General features: G+C 47.4%; 10 protein-coding genes. 6 read left to right on the forward strand and 4 right to left on the reverse strand.

Annotated features, from left to right (window positions below):
- The first annotated feature begins 471 nt into the window (after positions 1 to 471).
- The 3 genes from KD145_RS15245 to KD145_RS15255 all read left to right on the forward strand — a co-directional run bounded on the left by KD145_RS15245 (position 472) and on the right by KD145_RS15255 (position 5,915).
- Entirely contained in the window at positions 472 to 3,591 is a 3,120-nt protein-coding gene (locus KD145_RS15245; RefSeq protein WP_211999579.1) for a SusC/RagA family TonB-linked outer membrane protein, read from the forward strand.
- A gap of 9 nt (positions 3,592 to 3,600) precedes the next feature.
- Positions 3,601 to 5,049, forward strand: coding sequence for a RagB/SusD family nutrient uptake outer membrane protein (locus KD145_RS15250; RefSeq protein ID WP_211999582.1), 1,449 nt, complete (start codon positions 3,601 to 3,603; stop codon positions 5,047 to 5,049).
- A 128-nt stretch (positions 5,050 to 5,177) separates the two neighbouring features.
- Complete coding sequence (locus tag KD145_RS15255) at positions 5,178 to 5,915, forward strand: hypothetical protein (protein ID WP_211999584.1); 738 nt, start codon at positions 5,178 to 5,180, stop codon at positions 5,913 to 5,915.
- 73 nt (positions 5,916 to 5,988) lie between these two features.
- On the opposite strand, the gene KD145_RS15260 is transcribed toward KD145_RS15255, so the two are convergent.
- The 4 genes from KD145_RS15260 to KD145_RS15275 form a co-directional block, all read right to left on the reverse strand.
- On the reverse strand, positions 5,989 to 7,512 hold the full coding sequence (locus tag KD145_RS15260; RefSeq protein WP_211999587.1) for a DUF5689 domain-containing protein: 1,524 nt from the start codon (positions 7,510 to 7,512) through the stop codon (positions 5,989 to 5,991).
- 34 nt (positions 7,513 to 7,546) lie between these two features.
- On the reverse strand, positions 7,547 to 9,070 hold the full coding sequence (locus KD145_RS15265) for a SusD/RagB family nutrient-binding outer membrane lipoprotein (protein ID WP_211999589.1): 1,524 nt from the start codon (positions 9,068 to 9,070) through the stop codon (positions 7,547 to 7,549).
- A 9-nt stretch (positions 9,071 to 9,079) separates the two neighbouring features.
- A complete protein-coding gene (locus KD145_RS15270) occupies positions 9,080 to 12,253 on the reverse strand; it encodes a SusC/RagA family TonB-linked outer membrane protein (protein WP_211999599.1) in 3,174 nt (1,057 codons plus the stop codon).
- Positions 12,254 to 12,609: 356 nt separating this feature from the next.
- Positions 12,610 to 13,584 (reverse strand): AraC family transcriptional regulator, encoded by a 975-nt coding sequence (locus KD145_RS15275; RefSeq protein WP_211999601.1) that lies wholly within the window; start codon positions 13,582 to 13,584, stop codon positions 12,610 to 12,612.
- Between the two features lie 96 nt (positions 13,585 to 13,680).
- Between KD145_RS15275 and KD145_RS15280 the strand changes: the two genes are divergently transcribed.
- The 3 genes from KD145_RS15280 to KD145_RS15290 are packed head-to-tail and all read left to right on the forward strand — an operon-like array spanning position 13,681 to position 17,653.
- Positions 13,681 to 15,252: a DHA2 family efflux MFS transporter permease subunit gene (locus KD145_RS15280; protein ID WP_211999603.1), complete on the forward strand. Its 1,572-nt coding sequence runs from the start codon at positions 13,681 to 13,683 to the stop codon at positions 15,250 to 15,252.
- A gap of 23 nt (positions 15,253 to 15,275) precedes the next feature.
- The gene (locus KD145_RS15285; protein ID WP_211999605.1) at positions 15,276 to 16,604 is read left to right on the forward strand and encodes a TolC family protein; all 1,329 of its coding nucleotides are present in this window, start codon (positions 15,276 to 15,278) and stop codon (positions 16,602 to 16,604) included.
- Positions 16,605 to 16,615: 11 nt separating this feature from the next.
- Positions 16,616 to 17,653, forward strand: coding sequence for an HlyD family secretion protein (locus KD145_RS15290; protein WP_211999607.1), 1,038 nt, complete (start codon positions 16,616 to 16,618; stop codon positions 17,651 to 17,653).
- The last annotated feature ends 54 nt before the right edge of the window (positions 17,654 to 17,707 follow it).

Consider the following 17,707-nt stretch of genomic DNA (forward strand, 5'->3'; position numbering starts at 1 on the left):
ACTACAATTATATATACATTTTGTATACAAAACAATATAAATCAAGTAAACATTTCTTCAAAATAGCTACTTAATTTATCATTTCAGATATTTCTTTAAACTAATAGGAAGAACAATAGTCATCTCATTTTTCTCAAAAATTAATTTTTTGTATACAAAATACATGTATATTCGTATACAAATAAATTAATACGATCCTGCAAACCACCGGAGCATTTTCCTGGCCAGCGGGGAAATTATCAAAATTATCAACCAACAAAACCGGCATTCTCTCTGGCTGCCGATTTAAACATCCGTCATACCAGCAATATTGAATTTCATGTTATCATCAGCAAAAAACTGATACAGGATTTTTATGTGAACACTGAACGCGGGAAAGGCATGCCGGTACAACCACAGACCTAAGCAACCAACATAAGGGCCGGTATATCCGGTCCGGGGGATTCTATTTTTAACCTGTAATTAAAACATATGGTTTTCAACATCCATACCAGGGGTAATACCTATGCCATGTTTCCCACAGGCACCCGTAAACCTGGTATTCCGAGATGGCCGCTGATGGCCACGCTAGCCTTGTTTTTCCTTTTCCTGTGCAACCTACGGGCATCCGCTGCCGGTAATACCTTCCGCAACCTATCCGACACAGTGGGCGTGAGTGGTATCATCACAGACAGCAGCGGCACTCCCATGCCGGGTGTACTCGTAAAAGTATCCGGCACCTCACAAGCCACTACCACCGACGCAGGGGGCCATTATCAGTTTAAACAGGTACCCCGCGGCGCTGTCCTGCTCTTCAGCATGATGGGTTATCTCCCCCAGGAAATAAAAGCAGGCAACAGCACTGTCAATGTACGACTTAAGCCAGGCATACGCCTGCTGGACGAAGTAGTCGTAACAGACGGTTACCGTACCACCACCAGGGCCGCCAATACCAGTGCTATCGGCACTATCAGCGGAAGTGCGCTCGAAAACAAACCTTTCTCCTCCTTTATGCAGTCCTTACAGGGAAAAGTAGCCGGCGTATCGGCTCCACTGACCAGCGGACAACCCGGCGCCAACGTCAACATCCGTATCCGTGGCCTGGGATCATTGTCCCTGTCATCAGATCCACTGATTGTGGTAGACGGCATGATCGTCAACTCCGGCGCATTATCAGGTACTGTCACCACCTCCAACGCACTTGCCGGCATCAATCAAAACGATATTGAAAGCATCGATGTACTGAAAGATGCCGCCGCCACTGCCCTGTATGGTTCCCGTGGCAGCACCGGCGTTATTGTAATCACTACCAAAAGAGGCCGCTTCGGCAAAACACAGGTCAGAGCCGACGCAGAGGCAGGTACTTCCAGCCCTATAGGACTGCCGCAGGCAGGTCAGCCCCTCAACGCCGGCCAATATGCGGAACTGTTTAAAGAAGGTCTCACCAACTCCGGTTATACCGATGCTCAGGTAAAAGACCTGGCAGACAAATACGGTCTAAACAGTGGCAAAAGCAACAACTGGTACGACCTCGTAACCCGCAACGGACGCCAGCAACAATACAATGTAAGTGTCAACAGCGGTACAGAAAAAACCAAACTGTTTGCTTCCGCGGGATACTTCGATCAGCAAGCCACCACTATCGGCGCCGATTTCAAAAGAATCTCCGGCCTGATCAACTTCGACCATCAGATCAATAAACGTTTCCTGCTGTCTGCCGGCGTCAATGTGTCTAACGTAGACCAGAACACGCCGTACAGCACACAATACTCCGGTAATCCTACCTATGCCGCCCGCGTATTAAGACCCTTTCAGCTGGCCTATAACGACGATGGCTCTATCAACACCAGCCTGAGTGGCAACACTAACTTCCCGGGCGTATACAATCCTTTATGGATCGCCCAAAACGACAGCAAACGTCTCTCTGAAACAAGAGTACTGGGCAACACCAAACTGAAATGGAATATATGGGACCAACTTACCTATACCAGCTATTTCAGTGTGGACTACAATACACTCGAGGAAACTATTTTCCTGAACCCCGTCATGGGTGATGGGGTTTCCGCCGGCGGCACCAGCAAAAACTATTACTCCCGTTATTTCAACTGGCTCACCCGCAACCAGCTGGACTACCGTTACAATATACCCGGATATGACAACTTTTATGTGACGGCTTCCGTTGGTTATGAAGCCCAGAAGTCCAAAAAATACCTGCTGGCAGCCGTAGGCAACGGTTTTCCATCTGCCCATGAAGACCTCACCGCCCTCAGCAACGCTGCCACTGCCGTAGGGGCCTATGGTCAATACAGCAACTATGCCTTCACCTCCCTGTATTCCAATGCCGGCATTAACTACCGGAACAAATATGCACTCAACGCCTCCTTCCGCAGAGACGGCTCTTCCCGGTTTCCCAGCAGTAACCGCAACGCCAGCTTCTATGCTGTGGGCGGTACCTGGAACATGCATGAAGAGGGATTCTTCCAGCAACAGCATATCCTTTCATCACTCAAACTCAGGTCATCCTATGGCACCACCGGCAACGCCAACCTCGGCAACTACGACTGGATGCCACAAATCAATTACAGCAGCAGCTACAGTTACGCCGGCTACAATGGCAGCCAGTACTCCATCATCGGTAATACCGACCTGCGCTGGGAGACCTCCAAAAAATTTGATATTGGCGCCGATATCGGTTTCAGCAACGACCGTTTTATACTGACCATAGACTACTACCGCAATAATATCGATGGACTTATCCGCGCCGTGAACACCTCACTCACCACCGGTTTCGGCAGCGTAAGCCAGAACGTAGGTGCTATGCTCAACAAAGGCTGGGAATTTACTATAAAAGGCGATGTACTGAAATATAAAGACTTCAACTGGTACAGCAATTTTAACCTGGCACTTAACAAAAACGAGATCACCCGGCTCCCCAAAGGTACTCCGGAACGCAATGACATGTTTTACCTGAAGGAAGAATACAGCTTCAACAACTATTACCTGAAGGAGTTTGCAGGCGTAGACCCGCAAACTGGTAGTCCGCTGTATTATACAGATGGCAGTCATGGTACCACTACCACCGATATCTCCAAAGCAGCCTATGTGATACTCGACCGCCAATCCATCCCCAAATATGTGGGCGGCTTCAGCAATATGTTCACCTACAAAGGCATCAGTGTGGGTGTAGACTTCAACTATAACCTGGGTTACTGGGTATACGGTGCATCTGATCTATACTTTACCTCCGGCGCCTATTACACCTACAACAAGTACCAGTTCATCTATGACCATCGCTGGACCACTCCCGGCCAGCAAACAGATGTTCCCCAATACTCCACCACTACCGATAATTCCACCAGCACCTACCGGCTGTATCGCGGTGATCATATCCGCTTACAAAATCTCAGCATAGGTTATGATCTCAGCAAAATAGCACTTGCAAAACGACTGGGCATCAACAAACTGTATGTATACGGACGTGGCACCAATCTATGGACAAAAACCTTCGACGACCGCCTGCCATTTGATCCCGAAGTCAGCTACTCTGGCTTTGATTACCAGAACATGCTGAAGTATAAAACTTTCACTTTTGGGATTAATGTCGGATTCTAAAATTTCTATATGATGAAAAACAAATTCAAACACATATATCTGTCAGTGCTGCTTGCCGGCATGGTGCTGATCTCTTCCTGTGGCAAAAGTTTCCTGGATGAAGAGCCGTCCACTTCCGTTTCGGTATCAAAAGGTATTCTTACCGACAGCGATATGATGGAAGCACTGGCAGGCTTATACCGCAACCTGGACAACTATTTCCTGTTTGGCCGAAATGCAGTGGTATTCGGTGATCTGCTGGCAGACAACGTATATCTCAGCAGCACCAATTCCAGCAGGCTGCTTACCCAGTACAGTTATACTTTTGTAGCTGGAAGCCCGGAAGCCAAACTACTGTGGTCGCAGAGCTACTACAGTATCCTGCAGGCCAACCGGATCATTGGTGCCCGTCTCAATATCAACAACAATATAAACCAGTTGAGAGGAGAAGCCTATGCCATCAGAGCCTTATGTTATCTAAACCTGGTTAACTGGTTCGCGACACCTTATACCGTGAAACCTGCTGCCGACGGTGTTCCGCTGATTACACGCTCCACCGATATAGGAGGAGCCTTTATCACACCCGCACGCAGTAGCGTAACGCAGGTATATGACCAGATCATCAGTGACCTCGACAGTGCCTACAAGATCATGCCGGATGTAACACCTGCTATTCATGCTACCAGCTCCAACTTCATTGCGAAGTATGCCGTAAAAGCACTGCAGGCAAGAGCCTACCTTTACAAAGGCGACTATGCCAATGCCCGCGATGCCGCGCTGCTGGTCGTAAAAAACGGTGGTTATACCCTTGCAGCCGATGATGCCGGCTTCAATGCCTACTGGAGCGGCGCTGCAGCCCGTACTGATAAACTGGAATCTATCTTCGAGCTTAACAACTCAGCCGCCGCCAACAACGGTCCGGAAGGACTGGATTACATCTATTCCCGCAGTGGCCTCGGCGACCTGCTGGTGACAGATGATACCTATGCGTTATATACGGCAACGGATAAACGCCGTGGACTGATTATTGACGGTACCAGAGGCAGTTACCAGGCTTACTTCGTCAATAAATACCAGAATGCCGCCAAAACCGATAAAGATGAAATAAAGATCCTGCGTTACGCCGAAGTATTACTAACGCTGTCCGAATCCTATGCCCGACTCGGTGACGAACCGAACGCCTTGCTATATCTCAACCAGGTAGCACAAAACAGAGACAACAAACTCACCGCCTACACCTATACCGGCACATCACTGACAGATGCTATCCTCCGTGAAAGACGCAAAGAACTGGCCTTTGAAGGACTTCGTTTCTTTGATCTCACCAGAACCAATGCAGAAATAGCCCGGCAGAACATGGGCGTAAAGGGATATACCAGTTATCCGACAGTGAAAACAACAGACTTCAGGAGATTACAACCTATTCCGGAAGCAGAAACAAGTGCCAATCCTAATATCAATCAGAATCCGGGATATTAACAGTAACATTTTTTCTTATAAAAAAGGCCTCATACTTCTGGCAGAAGTATGAGGCCTTTTGGTATCTAACCATTAATTAACAACCCCAGGGTGGTCGTTTTCGTTTGTACTCATAAAACTACCATCACATGAAAACGGCTATACTTGAACAGTTTAATGAAAAATGCAGTTCCCGGGTACTTTTTGAGGATAAATATCCTCCTAAAATGAGGAACGCACTCAGGAGGCTAAAAATACTACTCTTTCCAATTTTTATAATTGGGTATTGCATCATGGTTTACTTTGGCCAAAATAAATCCATTATATACCTCTTTGGCATAAGTGCATTAATACTTATAGCTGTCATTATTATTTACAAGAGGGTACAAATCAGTAGGAAAGGGGATTGCATAGTATTGGCCAGATACTACAATGAAATAGTTCGCTCTCCAAAAAAACTACCATCAGTCGTCAAAAAAATCAGGATAAAGGAAACTCTTCTACTGATTCGTTCCTGCAATTTATCTACAGTAAGAAAAGTCGACTATCTCATTAAAGACTTTACAGACGACTTGAAAGAAACCAGTCAAAACCCACAACTGGAGCAGATTGCCTCAATACCAACCATCCTCTCACTACTGACATTATGCCCGGCAGTCTATAGCCTAACAGAATTGAAAGACCTGCGTGTTGTATTCATTCTTGGAATAGCCTTCTTTTTGTTATGGGCACTGTTAATGCGCGCCTTTGCATATTTATTTTTTAGCAATAACAACAAAAAAGAACAACTTAGAGATCTTCTTTTCTATTTGAAAGAAGCCAGAACACAGCTTTTAAGTGAAGAACAATCCAATAGTGTTCTGAATCAGACGGAAGAATCCTGGTAAAGGGTAATTCCCCTAAAAATTAACCGGGGCCACCCTTTTATCAAGAGTGGCCCCGGTCCTGAATCAGATAATATTATTTCAGCGTAGTAACGTCTTTTTCTTCTATCTCTGCCAGTACGGAAGTTTTAGTAATCGGTGTATTAACCTGGGTGCGGGCTTTTACCCATCTACCTAAAGAAGGATTGTAAACACCACCCAGCTTAACAAAAATTCCATCTGTTGAAAGATACGACAGGAAAACACTGTTGGTTCCTGCCTTAAAGAAAGGCTGGTCCTTCAGGGTGATAGGATCTTTGATATCGTAAAAGTCGTTGTTGGTAATACGGTATCCTACGGGAGGCGGGCCTGCCGAATAAATACTACCACCGCCACTGATGAAAATAGCATCTACCGGTACAGTAGCGGCTGTAACTTTAGTACCGGCAAATACAGCAATACCAAAGGCGTTGCCGCTATTGGCCAGCAGGTTGCCGGTTTTCGTACCAAAGTCATCACCATCCACCTTGGAATAATCCGTCACTTTTACCCAGTTGGCATCACTCAGCACAGTAGTTTTATCTCCCATGATCATTTTGGTGGTACCTCCTACATAACAGAACTTACCCTTAGCTACTTTTCCGGATGTAATGTTGATTTTATAGGAACGCAGACCGCCGGTGGCCCAGCCATTGACAGGGAAACCTGTCGGCGTAGAGGCGTTGGCATTATTGTTTGTTACCAGGCAATAAGGAGTGACAGAGAAGTCGATGTCCTGTGTTGCCAGCAGCTGAACATATTCATAGTTGGCATCTGTGCTGATCGGATCGTTTACAAATCCGGAGATTACCAGTGGTGTGAGTGTAACAGCAGAACTTAATACGGTGACATCATCTGCGGAACGCAGTCTCAACTGCGGGGCCAGCGTATCACCGGAAGGTGCGTTAAACACGATACCAAAATAGTTGGCGAGGAAAGGCACAGTATTGTCCGCAAAAGTGGCGGTATTTTCAGTGTGCACTGTAACATTACCAAAACCATCAGTCAGTACCTTTTCGCCACGGATGGCTACCGGACTTGGTGGCAGCGGATCCAGCCCACCTTTAATCACCACTGAAAGTGTACTTTCATAGTTGTCCGGAAAAGCGAGCAACTGACTGGAGGTAACCCGGTTCAGCGGTATTTTGAGGCCGGAAGCCACTTTGGTAACAGCGCTATTGTTGATACCGGTCAGTTGAAGAATACCATTTACTCTTTTCAGCACAGCACCTTCCACATTGATGATCACGGAATCGCCGGGTACATATTTTGCAGCATCTGCACCCAGTGCGATACTAATACCTCTGATTTTGGAGAGGCGGCGGGAATCCTGTACCACCAGCAAACCGGCAGGCATATTACCACCGGTATGATCAGAAACCACTACAGCGGCCAGTTTATCGGATCCGTCCATATTTTCCCGGGTCAAAGTCACATCACTGCCTTTATATAAAGTCCGTATATCCAGAATACCGATATATTGACTGATCTCCCCACCGGGATAACTTTCTTTCTTACATCCCCATAAAAACACCAGGGAGCATAATAAAGAGAAATATATATTGATATTGATCTTGTTCATTATTTACCTTTTTTGCACAATAATTTTTCCTGCATTACGGTTTCTGCCACCATACCTGGGTAGAGATCAGGTCCGCTCCCTGTGCTGCCACGGCAGCTTTATAGTTGCCGGGGTTGGCGGATTGTACAAACACCGGATAAGTCATCCTTGCCGGCATGATACCATTGTTTTTCAGACCATTTCCTTTCGGCAACACCGGGTGACCGGTACGACGGTATTCAAACCACTGTTGCATGTCGGTGAGGAAAAGCGCATAGTATTTCTGCAGATGTATTTTCTCCATCTTCTGATCCAGTGTTTCGGATTCGATCCACTGAATATCAGCAGCCGCCAGCCAGTTGGTAATAGGACCGGTGAATTTAGGTACCCATTGCGTGATGGAGTTCATCGCTCCGTTGTTATAGTATTGGTCTGCAGCTCCGCTGATCCATCCTTTGGCAGCAGCTTCCGCGAGGATAAAGCATACTTCCGGATAGTTCAGGATCATGCCTGTCATCGGGTCGTTCATGAGACTGGGCGCGCTGGAGGTAGACACATAGGAGTTGAAGTAAGCCTTCTTCTGAGGATTTTCTCCTGGTGCGTATCCGCTGGGAACACCCTGGTACATGCCACTATAGGGGACAATGGCCCATCTGTTATAACCATTGGCGCCATAGGTAGGGATATCGATGCGCGGGTCATTCCAGGCAGCCAGATGATCTATAAAGAAGCTGGCAATACCTGGCGATCTGAAGTCCTGTTCACGTACATTCAGCAACGGTGACACCAGCGGTCCCATGCCCGTCCAGCGCAGGATGGCAGACTCGTCGTTGTTCGCCATGATCGGATACTGGGTAGGGTTCACATCTACCATCTCCTTAATCTTCTTAATACAGGTATCCGCTACTTCTGCTTTGCCGGACAAACGCAGTAATAACCGGAGATAAAGGGAGTTACCGAACTTGCGCCATTTGCCGATATTGCCGCCATACACCGGATCACTGCCACCGGGGATGCTAACGTTTCCTTTCAACAATTCGTTGGCTTTTTCCAGTTGTTTGAAAATATCAAAGTAGATATCCTTCTGACGGTCGAAAGGCGGATAGGAAATAGCGCTGTCCTTAGCCATATTGGATTTGAAATAAGGTACGTCCCCATAGGTATCTGTGAGCAGGGAATAGACCCATGACTGACAGATGAGGGAGATACCCTGGAACGACTGATTAGAAGTCAGTGTATCCGTTGCCGTTGCATACATCGCCTTGAAATCGGTAAGCCTGCTATACCAGGCAGTGTACAGATAATCTGACCAGCTGGAACGGTAATCATAACGGAATACCTTACCTTCTGCGTCATTGATATCCACCGTTACCTGCATCAGCTCATTGTTAAAGTTCCTGTTTCTGTTGAGGTTGGCGGAAAGGGTATTTACCAGTGCCGGCGCCAGCAGCTGCTGTGGCAGTGCGTGTTCGGTACTGTTAGGGTCGGTATTGATTTCTTCAAAGTTCTTTTTACAGGAAGTGAGCACTGTACTGAACATTACAGCAGCACATCCTATGATATATATGTACTTCTTCATATCCGTTTTTTAGAGGCCAATAACTAAGTTAAAACCGAAGGTGCGGGTAGATGGGAACTGCCCGATTTCAAAGCCCTGGATGATGTCTGTGCCACTGAGGGTACCAAATTCAGGGTCGAAGATGGGCCATGGTGACCAGATAGCCAGGTTACGACCGTAAACGCCCACGGTTAAACGCTGCAGACCGATTTTTTTAGCGGTAGAAGGTTTCAGCGTATAATCCAGTCGTGCTTCTCTCAGTTTGATAAAGTCGGTGCTGAAAGTGTTTCCTTCACCGTTATCCTGACCATAGTGAGAACGGTAGTATTCATCGATATTGGTAGCGATGACGTCGTTCTTTCTGTAGGAACCATCTTCATTTTGTACTACGCCATTACCAATGATACCGCTGTAACGGCCAGGCAGCGTGTTGGTAGTTTTACCCTGTTCTGCCAGTTTATAATGGGTCAGGGAGTGTGCTACAGCACCAAACTGTGCATCAAAGAGGATATTGAAGCTGAACTGCTTGTAGGAGAAATTATTCGTTAAGCCCATCTTCCATTTAGGGATGGTATTGCCGAGGTATACCACATCGGTAGTGAGCAGTGCCACGCCGGTTTTAGGATCATATACGATCTGTCCGTCCGGAGCACGCAGATAACCTCTTCCATAGAGATCACCCATGCTGCCGCCTACGGTGGCCACGATCTGTCCGCCGCCAACAGGGCCGGTTTGCAGCACGATAGAGCTGTCGGGCAGGGATTTGATGACATTTTTATTGGTAGAGAAAACGAAGTTGGAAGTCCATTTAAAACCACTTCTGGTAGTAAGCGGAGTACCGTTAATCGCTACTTCCAGTCCTTTATTAACAACCAGTCCACCGTTGATGATGGCATTGGTGTATCCGGAAGCCGGGTCCGTAAAGCGTTTCAGGATCTGGTCTTTGGTGCGGCCGGTATATACAGCCACATCGAAGCCCAGTCTGTTTTTCAGCAACACTACGTTGGTACCTACTTCATAGGTAATGGTGCGCAGCGGCCGCAAGTCTGGATTGGCCAGTGTGGAAGGCATCATCAGACCACCACTGTACAGGCTTCCTGCAGGTGAATAATAATAAGCGGTAGTATAAGGTACAGTACCACCACTACCTACACCAGAGGCAGAGAAACGCAGCTTGGCAAAATCAATGGCAGCAGGCAGTTTCGCTACCTCTGACAATACAAAGCTCAGGTTGGCGGATGGATAAAAGAATCCGGAGTTGGCGGTACGGGTAGGTGTTGCCAGTACGCTGTTCCAGTCCTGACGGGCGGTCAGGTCGGCAAACAGGTAGTTTTTATAGGCACCGGTCACCATTCCGTAAATACTGTTGATCGCATATTTTGACTTCCAGGGCATGGTCACAAGAGGACCAGCAGCGTTGGCCAGTGTGTACACGCCAGGATACGTGAGCGAGTCTGCACGGTTCTCATCGCGGTTGTAACTGTTGCGCAGCGTACTTCCACCCAGTGTTGCAGAGAAATCAAAATCGCTGTTGAACTTTTTGGCGTATCTCAGGAGGAAGTCACTGCTAGCTTCCATAGAGAAAATGTTTTGAGCACGGAAGCTGCCTTTGGCGTATTTGGCACCGGCACCGTAAGGACGTTGCTGGGAGCGCATTTCATAAGACAGGTCCATAGAAGATCTTACCTGCAGGCTGAGCTCTTTGGTAAAGCTGTAGGTAGCGGTAAAGTTACCGGTAACATTATGCCTGTTGGATTTATTCAGATACTCGTAAGCTACTGCAAACGGGTTGGAAGGATAGCTACTGAAAGGATATTTGATCTGTTTGTTGCCTTGTCCGTTTACCCAGTAGTTTCTAAGCCAGTTGATATCTGCATTAGGCTGCCAGAAAATATACCAGTACATCAGCGACTGGTTGCCATAACCAACACCAGGAAGGTTATCACTGGACTTGTTGGTATAGTTTACTTTGGATGACACCTGCAGTTTGTCGTTGATTTTGGAATTTACCGACATAGCCAGGCTATTACGTTTATAGCCGGTATTAGGGATGATCCATTTATTGCTAACATTGGTGAAAGAGAAGCGGGCAGTGGTTTTATCTGTTCCACCATCCAGGCTTACGGAGTTCGTATAGGTTTCCCCGGTATTAAAAAATGAGTTGAGTGTTTTATAGGGCACCCATGGTGTTTTGGTTTTACCCTGCGCCTGTGTCAATGGATCATACTGATAAAACAGCTGACCATCGAAGCGGGGACCATACGAAGAGCTGGTACCACTGGTGCTTGCACCGGAGGGAGAAGCTCCATAGGAATAATAGTCAGATCCATCCAAACCCTGACCATATTCATATTGCAGATCGGGCCAGCGGTTTACCTGCTCAAAAGCATTGTTTGAGTTAACGGTAATACCCAGTCCTTTCTTTTTGCTGGCGCCGGATTTGGTGGTAATGATAATGGCACCGTTGGCACCACGCTGACCGTACAAAGCCGCAGCACCAGGACCTTTCAGCACTGTGATGGAGGCGATATCTTCCGGGTTGATATCATTCAGCCCACTACCATAGTCGGCAGGCATGTTATCGTTGTTGGTACCATAGGCAGTTTCTCCGCTGATAGATGTACGGCGGCCACTTCCGTGGTTGATGACCACTCCGTCTACTACGATCAGGGCTTCATTCTCACCGGTAAGGTTGTTCTCTCCACGCAGAATGATTTTGTTGGAACCGGTAGGACCGCCATTGGAGCGGATCAGGTTCAAACCGGCTACTTTACCTGACAAGGCATCTGTCCAGTTATTAGACAAGGCATTGGTCAGGTCTTCTCCTTTAACAACAGTAGCAGCATATCCCAGTGCCTTTTCCTCGCGTTTGATACCCAATGCTGTAATAACTACATTATCCAGTTGTTTTACATCACTTCCCATTATCACGTTAATGACTACACGATTACCAACGATCACCTGGTGTGGTTGTAAACCAATAGAAGAGAACATCAGTGTGTCCCTTTCATCTGCATAAATGGTATAGGCACCTTCAGAATTGGTTTGTGTGCCTTTTGAAGTACCTTTTACACGCACGTTTACGCCGGGAAGAGGCGTATTGTCCGCGCGTTCTCTCACCGTTCCCGTGATCTTTTTCTGCTGGGCAAAAAGTACGGTATCCGTCATCACGAAGATGACGAAGAATAGTAGAAAATTCTTCATTGTGAAGGTTGATTTAAGCTTTAGTTACCGCGCGATAATAACTTTTGTTAAATGTTGATTTAGTACAGTACGCAATGCGGCCGCCAAAGTAGAGCGAATTCCAGAGAGTTTCACTTATTTAACATTAACGTTATGTAAACTTTCGTTTTCTTTCTTTTTTCGTATAAAAAAAGCAGGCACTTTCCTTGAAGGAAAACGTCTGCTTTTTTCTGCAATAACTGACAGGGTCTCAGAGCTTAGTATACAACAACTTCTCCTGTCCCCGCATATATTTGATCCGGTACCATTTTTTTTCTTCCACTTCTGTGCAATGCTCACCGTAAGGCATCTCCATGCTTTCAATCACGGCTCTTTTGTCAGGCTTTGAATTTTCCGGGGGTTATGCCGTACTTTCTTTTAAAGGCAGTGCTGAAGTTATTGGGACTGCTGTATCCCAGCTGGTAGGCAATAGTATTGATGGGTGCACCTTCCAGCAGCATTTTTCTGGCTTTCTCCATACGAAGGCTGTTGATATATCCAAATACGGTATCGCCAAACAGGCTTTTGAAGCCGTTTTTCAGCTTAAATACATTCAGGCCGGCCTGGCGGCTCAGCTTTTGCAGGGAATGGTCTGTTTCCGGTTCTTTATCTATCAGCTCCTTCACAAAATAGAGTTTCTCTATATCCCTGGAAAAGTCCATCAGATAACCACATCCTTTACCAGGAAGCGCTTCCTGCAGTGCTTCCGTTTGCAGCATAAACAGTTCCAATACTCGCGCTTCCAGAAACATTCTGCCGAAATAACCGGTACGTTTGCAGGTGATGATATCGGTGAGAACGCTGAGCAGATGGGGAGTTACATCCATCATACCGATATCGGCCGGCATCCTGTCATTACAGGCCAGCTTGTCCAGCAAAGTGGTATGTAACGCACAGTCTTCGTGAGCAATATGTTCAAAATAATTTTTGTTGAAGAGAATATCCACTTTTACCAGCGGCCGTTTATCCGACTGGAACTCTAAACCGGAGGTAAGGTTTTGGGGTACGGAGAAAAGACTGTGCTGTAAATCCTTTACCAGTAATGGTTTTATCAATTTCTCATTCCGGGAGAGAAAGCGGCCACTCAGCGAAAAATGCATTTCGACATACTGTTTTGAGGCATTGAGTTGCACGGCAGTATGCCTGGCCACTGTGATATTGCTGTAGTTGATTTCAAATCCTTCCAGCGCGGTGTATTCGAAAATTCCCTCCAGGCCTGTTTCCGGGACCATAGCATAACATGCCTGCCGAAAGCCTTTGGCCTCGCTCTCCCTGACAAGTTGGGCGTGTGGTAATAAAGCATCCAGGTACATACTGTAAAAATAACAATTATCCCTTTTGCAAACTTTTAAATCCTTTTCTCAAACTATTCTCCTTCGCTGGCCGGCGAAATTTGCCTTCAAAAAAAGATGAAACCGGAAGCAACAACCGTAGAGCATGGCCTGCGAAGAGTCGTCATCACCCTCACCGCCATGTTGTGCGCCATACTGGAATTACTGGACACCACCATCGTAAATGTAGCACTCAACGATCTGCAGGGCAATCTGGGCGCCACTTTATCAGAGGTCAGCTGGGTAGTAACTGCTTATGGTATCGGCAATGTGATATTGATTCCAATGAGCAGCTGGCTTTCCCGGCAGTTTGGACGGCGTAATTATTTCGCGGCATCCATCCTCCTATTCACACTGTGTTCCCTGCTGTGCGGTATGGCCACCAGTATTCCCGAACTGGCCTTATTCCGATTCTTCCAGGGCATCGGCGGCGGCGCCCTGCTGGCCACTTCCCAAACCATCATCACCGAATCATATCCCGTAGAAAAGAGAGGCACCGCCAACCTTATCTTTATGATGAGCGTAATCGTAGGCCCTGCAATGGGGCCACTAATCGGCGGATATATCATCGATCACTACAGCTGGCCACTGATCTTTTTTATTAATATTCCGCTGGGCATCATTGCAATCCTGCTAACAATGCAATATATACGTTCGCCTCATTACGATCATAAACTGCCAGCAGCAAAAGTAGACTGGGCCGGCATTCTGCTACTGACCCTGATGGTGGGGTCTTTACAGTATGTGCTGGAAAAAGGACAGGAAGAAGACTGGTTCAGCAACCGTACTATTACCACCCTGTCTGTTAGTGCCGGCATTGCAGCTGTCCTGTTCATCTGGCGGGAACTTACCTACCATCATCCGATAGTATCCCTGAAAGTGTTGAAAAACAGGAATCTGGCAGCAGGCACGCTATTTTCCTTTATCTATGGTTTCGGATCGTATGGGTCTACCTTTATTGTTCCCTTATTTACCCAGTCGCAGTTAAACTGGCCGGCTACCAATGCCGGACTGCTCGTTTGCCTCACTTCACTTTCCAGTCTGCTGATTTTTCCACTGACCAACAAACTTCTCAAAGCAGGTGTAAAACCGCAGTATATGATGAGTGCGGGCATGTTTATCTTTTTTCTGAACTGCTATATGAGTTCTAAAATACTAACGCCGGACACCAGCTTCAACGTATTTTTCTATGTGTTGATATTCCGGTATTTCGGGCTTAATATGATCCTGTTATCTATCAGCGCGATTGCCTTCTCTTCCCTCAAAACCCAGGAACTATCAGAAGGAGCGGCCTTTACCGGTATGACCAGGCAACTGGGAGGCTCCTTTGGCATCGCTATCATCACTACGTTTATTGCCCGAAGAAATATGCTGCACCGCACCAACCTGTTGTCTCATCTCAGCACCGATGCAGCCAGCACCTCCGAGCGCATACATCAGGCAACACGGTCTTTTCAGGCACAGGGCTTCAATGAAGACATGGCCGCCGGACACGCCTATAAACTGCTGGACATGGTAGTCAGCAAACAGGCCACGCTGCTATCCTACATGGACGTATACATCGTGATCGGATTTCTTTTTTTAAGCTGTGTGCCTTTCGTCTTATTTCTGAAAACCAGAAAAACCTTACCCGTAGCCGATATCCACTAATCTTCCAACATAATAACATAATCATGATCGAAAGAAAAAAATGGCATATACTGTTTTGTACCATCCTGATCACCTGGTGGCCATCAAAACATTACGGGCAACAACGCCCGCTCAGCCTTACTGATGCCATCAGTCTGGGAATAGCCCACAGCCAGGTACTCCGGCTGGACAAAGCCAGGACCGAAGAAACCATGAGCCGATATTTACAGGCCAAAGATGCCAGCCTGCCTACCGGAAACATCAACGCCTCCTTCAGTCATATGGAAGTACCGGCAGACCGTATCCAATTAGGGAATCTCAACTGGGCATTGGGCAAACGGGGCGAAACCTACACCGCCCATGCCGGTATCCGGGAAACGATCTATAGCGGCAACCAGCTCCGATATGCCCGTAAATCAGCACTGCTGCTCACCCAACTCGCGACATTGGACCTGGAGCGGCATACCAGCGAAGTAGTGTATACCATCGCAGAAATATATCACGATCTCTACAAGGTAAACAGCAGTATAAAAGTGGCGAAGCAAAACCTGAGCGCCATCGACAGTCTTATTAAACAGGCCAACGATCTGTACGAACATGGTATCGTGACTAAAAATGATGTGCTCCGTTTCAGGCTACAGCATTCGGAAGTAGCCATCACCTCCTCCAACCTTGAATCAGAACGGCAGGTGCTGCAATACAATCTGAACATATTACTGGGGCTCCCGGAAAATACAATCATAGAGCCGGCAGCAACCTTACCACCGGATAACGCCGGTACATCGCTGGAACAGTTTCTGGAAGACGCCTTCCGTTTACGGCAGGAACTGAAACAGTCTGCTGTACAATCAGCACTCGACGACACCCATATTCGCAGTATCAGAGCAGAACAACTGCCCACCCTCCATGGTAGCCTTACTGCAGATTATATACATGGCGGAGCAGCCTTTATCCCTCCTGCCGGCACCTATCTCACGCCCGTGTCTATTGGAGCCACCGCTGCCTGGAACTTCTCATCCCTATGGTACAACAAGCATAAAATCGCTACCGCCAAAATTCAACAGCAACAAACCACCATTCAACGGGACGTGATCAAAGAAGCCATCAGCCGGGAAGTTAGCACCTGTTATCAGCGCTACAGGCAGGCCTTGCGCAATATACAGCTACTACAGACCGCCATTGATCAGGCTTCCGAGAATAACCGCATACAGACAGACCGTTACAAAAACAACATCACTTCTGTGACAGACCTGATCGATGCCGACAGCCGGTTATACCAGACACTTACCAATATGGAAATAGCGCGTTCAGATGCCAGCCTGTTGTGGTTCAGGTTATCAAAAGCCATCGGTAATTTATCCACATCACACTAAAAACATATCACATGGAAGAAAAAACAAAAAAGCCTAAAATAGTGATACCCGTCCTGCTATTGGTACTGGCAGCAGCTGGTATCTTTATCGGCATCAACCGCTACCAGTATTACAGCAGCCACGAGGAAACCGATGACGCACAAATTGATGGTGATTTAAGCATGGTAGTATCCCGTGCCGGGGGTTATATAGACTCCATTTATTTTGAAGACAACCAGCGTGTCACGAAAGACCAGCTACTCATCACACTGGAAGACAGAGAATACCGGCTGAAACTGGACCAGGCATTAGCTGCGCACAAAGTGGCCGGTTCACGCATTGATGTTTCCGCCACACAGATAGAAACATCCCAGGCAGCATCATCGGGTTACAAAGCCCAGGCTGATGCCGCCAGGGCCCGGCTCTGGCAGGCCGAACAGGACTTTGCCCGTTACGCCGCACTAGTTACCAGCGGCTCCGTTCCCAAACAGCAATATGATAAGGCAAAGACAGAACGCGACGCCGCTGCTGCCAACTATGCAGCTGCCAACGACCAATACAATACCGCCTTGTTACAGATCAATAACAACCGTTCACAGTTGCAGGTGACACATACTGCTGTCAGCCAGGAAGCAGTAGCAGTGGATTATGCCCGGCTGATGCTGTCATACGCCCATATAACCGCACCGGTATCGGGGTTGGTCACCAAGAGAAGGGTACAGCGTGGACAGCTTGTACAACCCGGACAGACACTGTTCTCCGTGGTAGATGAAAACAATCTGTATGTAACCGCTAATTTCAAGGAAACACAGCTGGCCCATATACAGTCCGGCCAGCCGGTGAAGATCAGGGTTGATGCCTATCCCGATATGCACCTGGAAGGCACCGTTCACAATTTTGCAGCCACCACCGGAGCCCGGACAGCGCTGTTGCCGCCAGATAACGCCACCGGCAACTTCGTCAAGGTAGTGCAGCGGGTCCCGGTAAAGATACTATTGCATGGACCGGCCTCCGCACTCCGGTTACTACGGCCAGGCATGAACGTAGAAGTAATTGTGACTACACGGTAGCAGAAGACTCCGGACCATAGCCAACCGCAGCGCCAAAGAACTCACCAGGGTATT

Origin of the sequence: Chitinophaga sp. HK235 (assembly GCF_018255755.1) — a bacterium.
Classification (GTDB): domain Bacteria; phylum Bacteroidota; class Bacteroidia; order Chitinophagales; family Chitinophagaceae; genus Chitinophaga.

Coding starts and splice junctions, on each gene's coding strand:
- KD145_RS15245 (WP_211999579.1), top strand. CDS start 472: ATGGTTTTCAACATCCATACCAGGGGTAATACCTATGCCATGTTTCCC.
- KD145_RS15250 (WP_211999582.1), top strand. CDS start 3,601: ATGATGAAAAACAAATTCAAACACATATATCTGTCAGTGCTGCTTGCC.
- KD145_RS15255 (WP_211999584.1), top strand. CDS start 5,178: ATGAAAACGGCTATACTTGAACAGTTTAATGAAAAATGCAGTTCCCGG.
- KD145_RS15260 (WP_211999587.1), bottom strand. CDS start 7,512: ATGAACAAGATCAATATCAATATATATTTCTCTTTATTATGCTCCCTG.
- KD145_RS15265 (WP_211999589.1), bottom strand. CDS start 9,070: ATGAAGAAGTACATATATATCATAGGATGTGCTGCTGTAATGTTCAGT.
- KD145_RS15270 (WP_211999599.1), bottom strand. CDS start 12,253: ATGAAGAATTTTCTACTATTCTTCGTCATCTTCGTGATGACGGATACC.
- KD145_RS15275 (WP_211999601.1), bottom strand. CDS start 13,584: ATGTACCTGGATGCTTTATTACCACACGCCCAACTTGTCAGGGAGAGC.
- KD145_RS15280 (WP_211999603.1), top strand. CDS start 13,681: ATGAAACCGGAAGCAACAACCGTAGAGCATGGCCTGCGAAGAGTCGTC.
- KD145_RS15285 (WP_211999605.1), top strand. CDS start 15,276: ATGATCGAAAGAAAAAAATGGCATATACTGTTTTGTACCATCCTGATC.
- KD145_RS15290 (WP_211999607.1), top strand. CDS start 16,616: ATGGAAGAAAAAACAAAAAAGCCTAAAATAGTGATACCCGTCCTGCTA.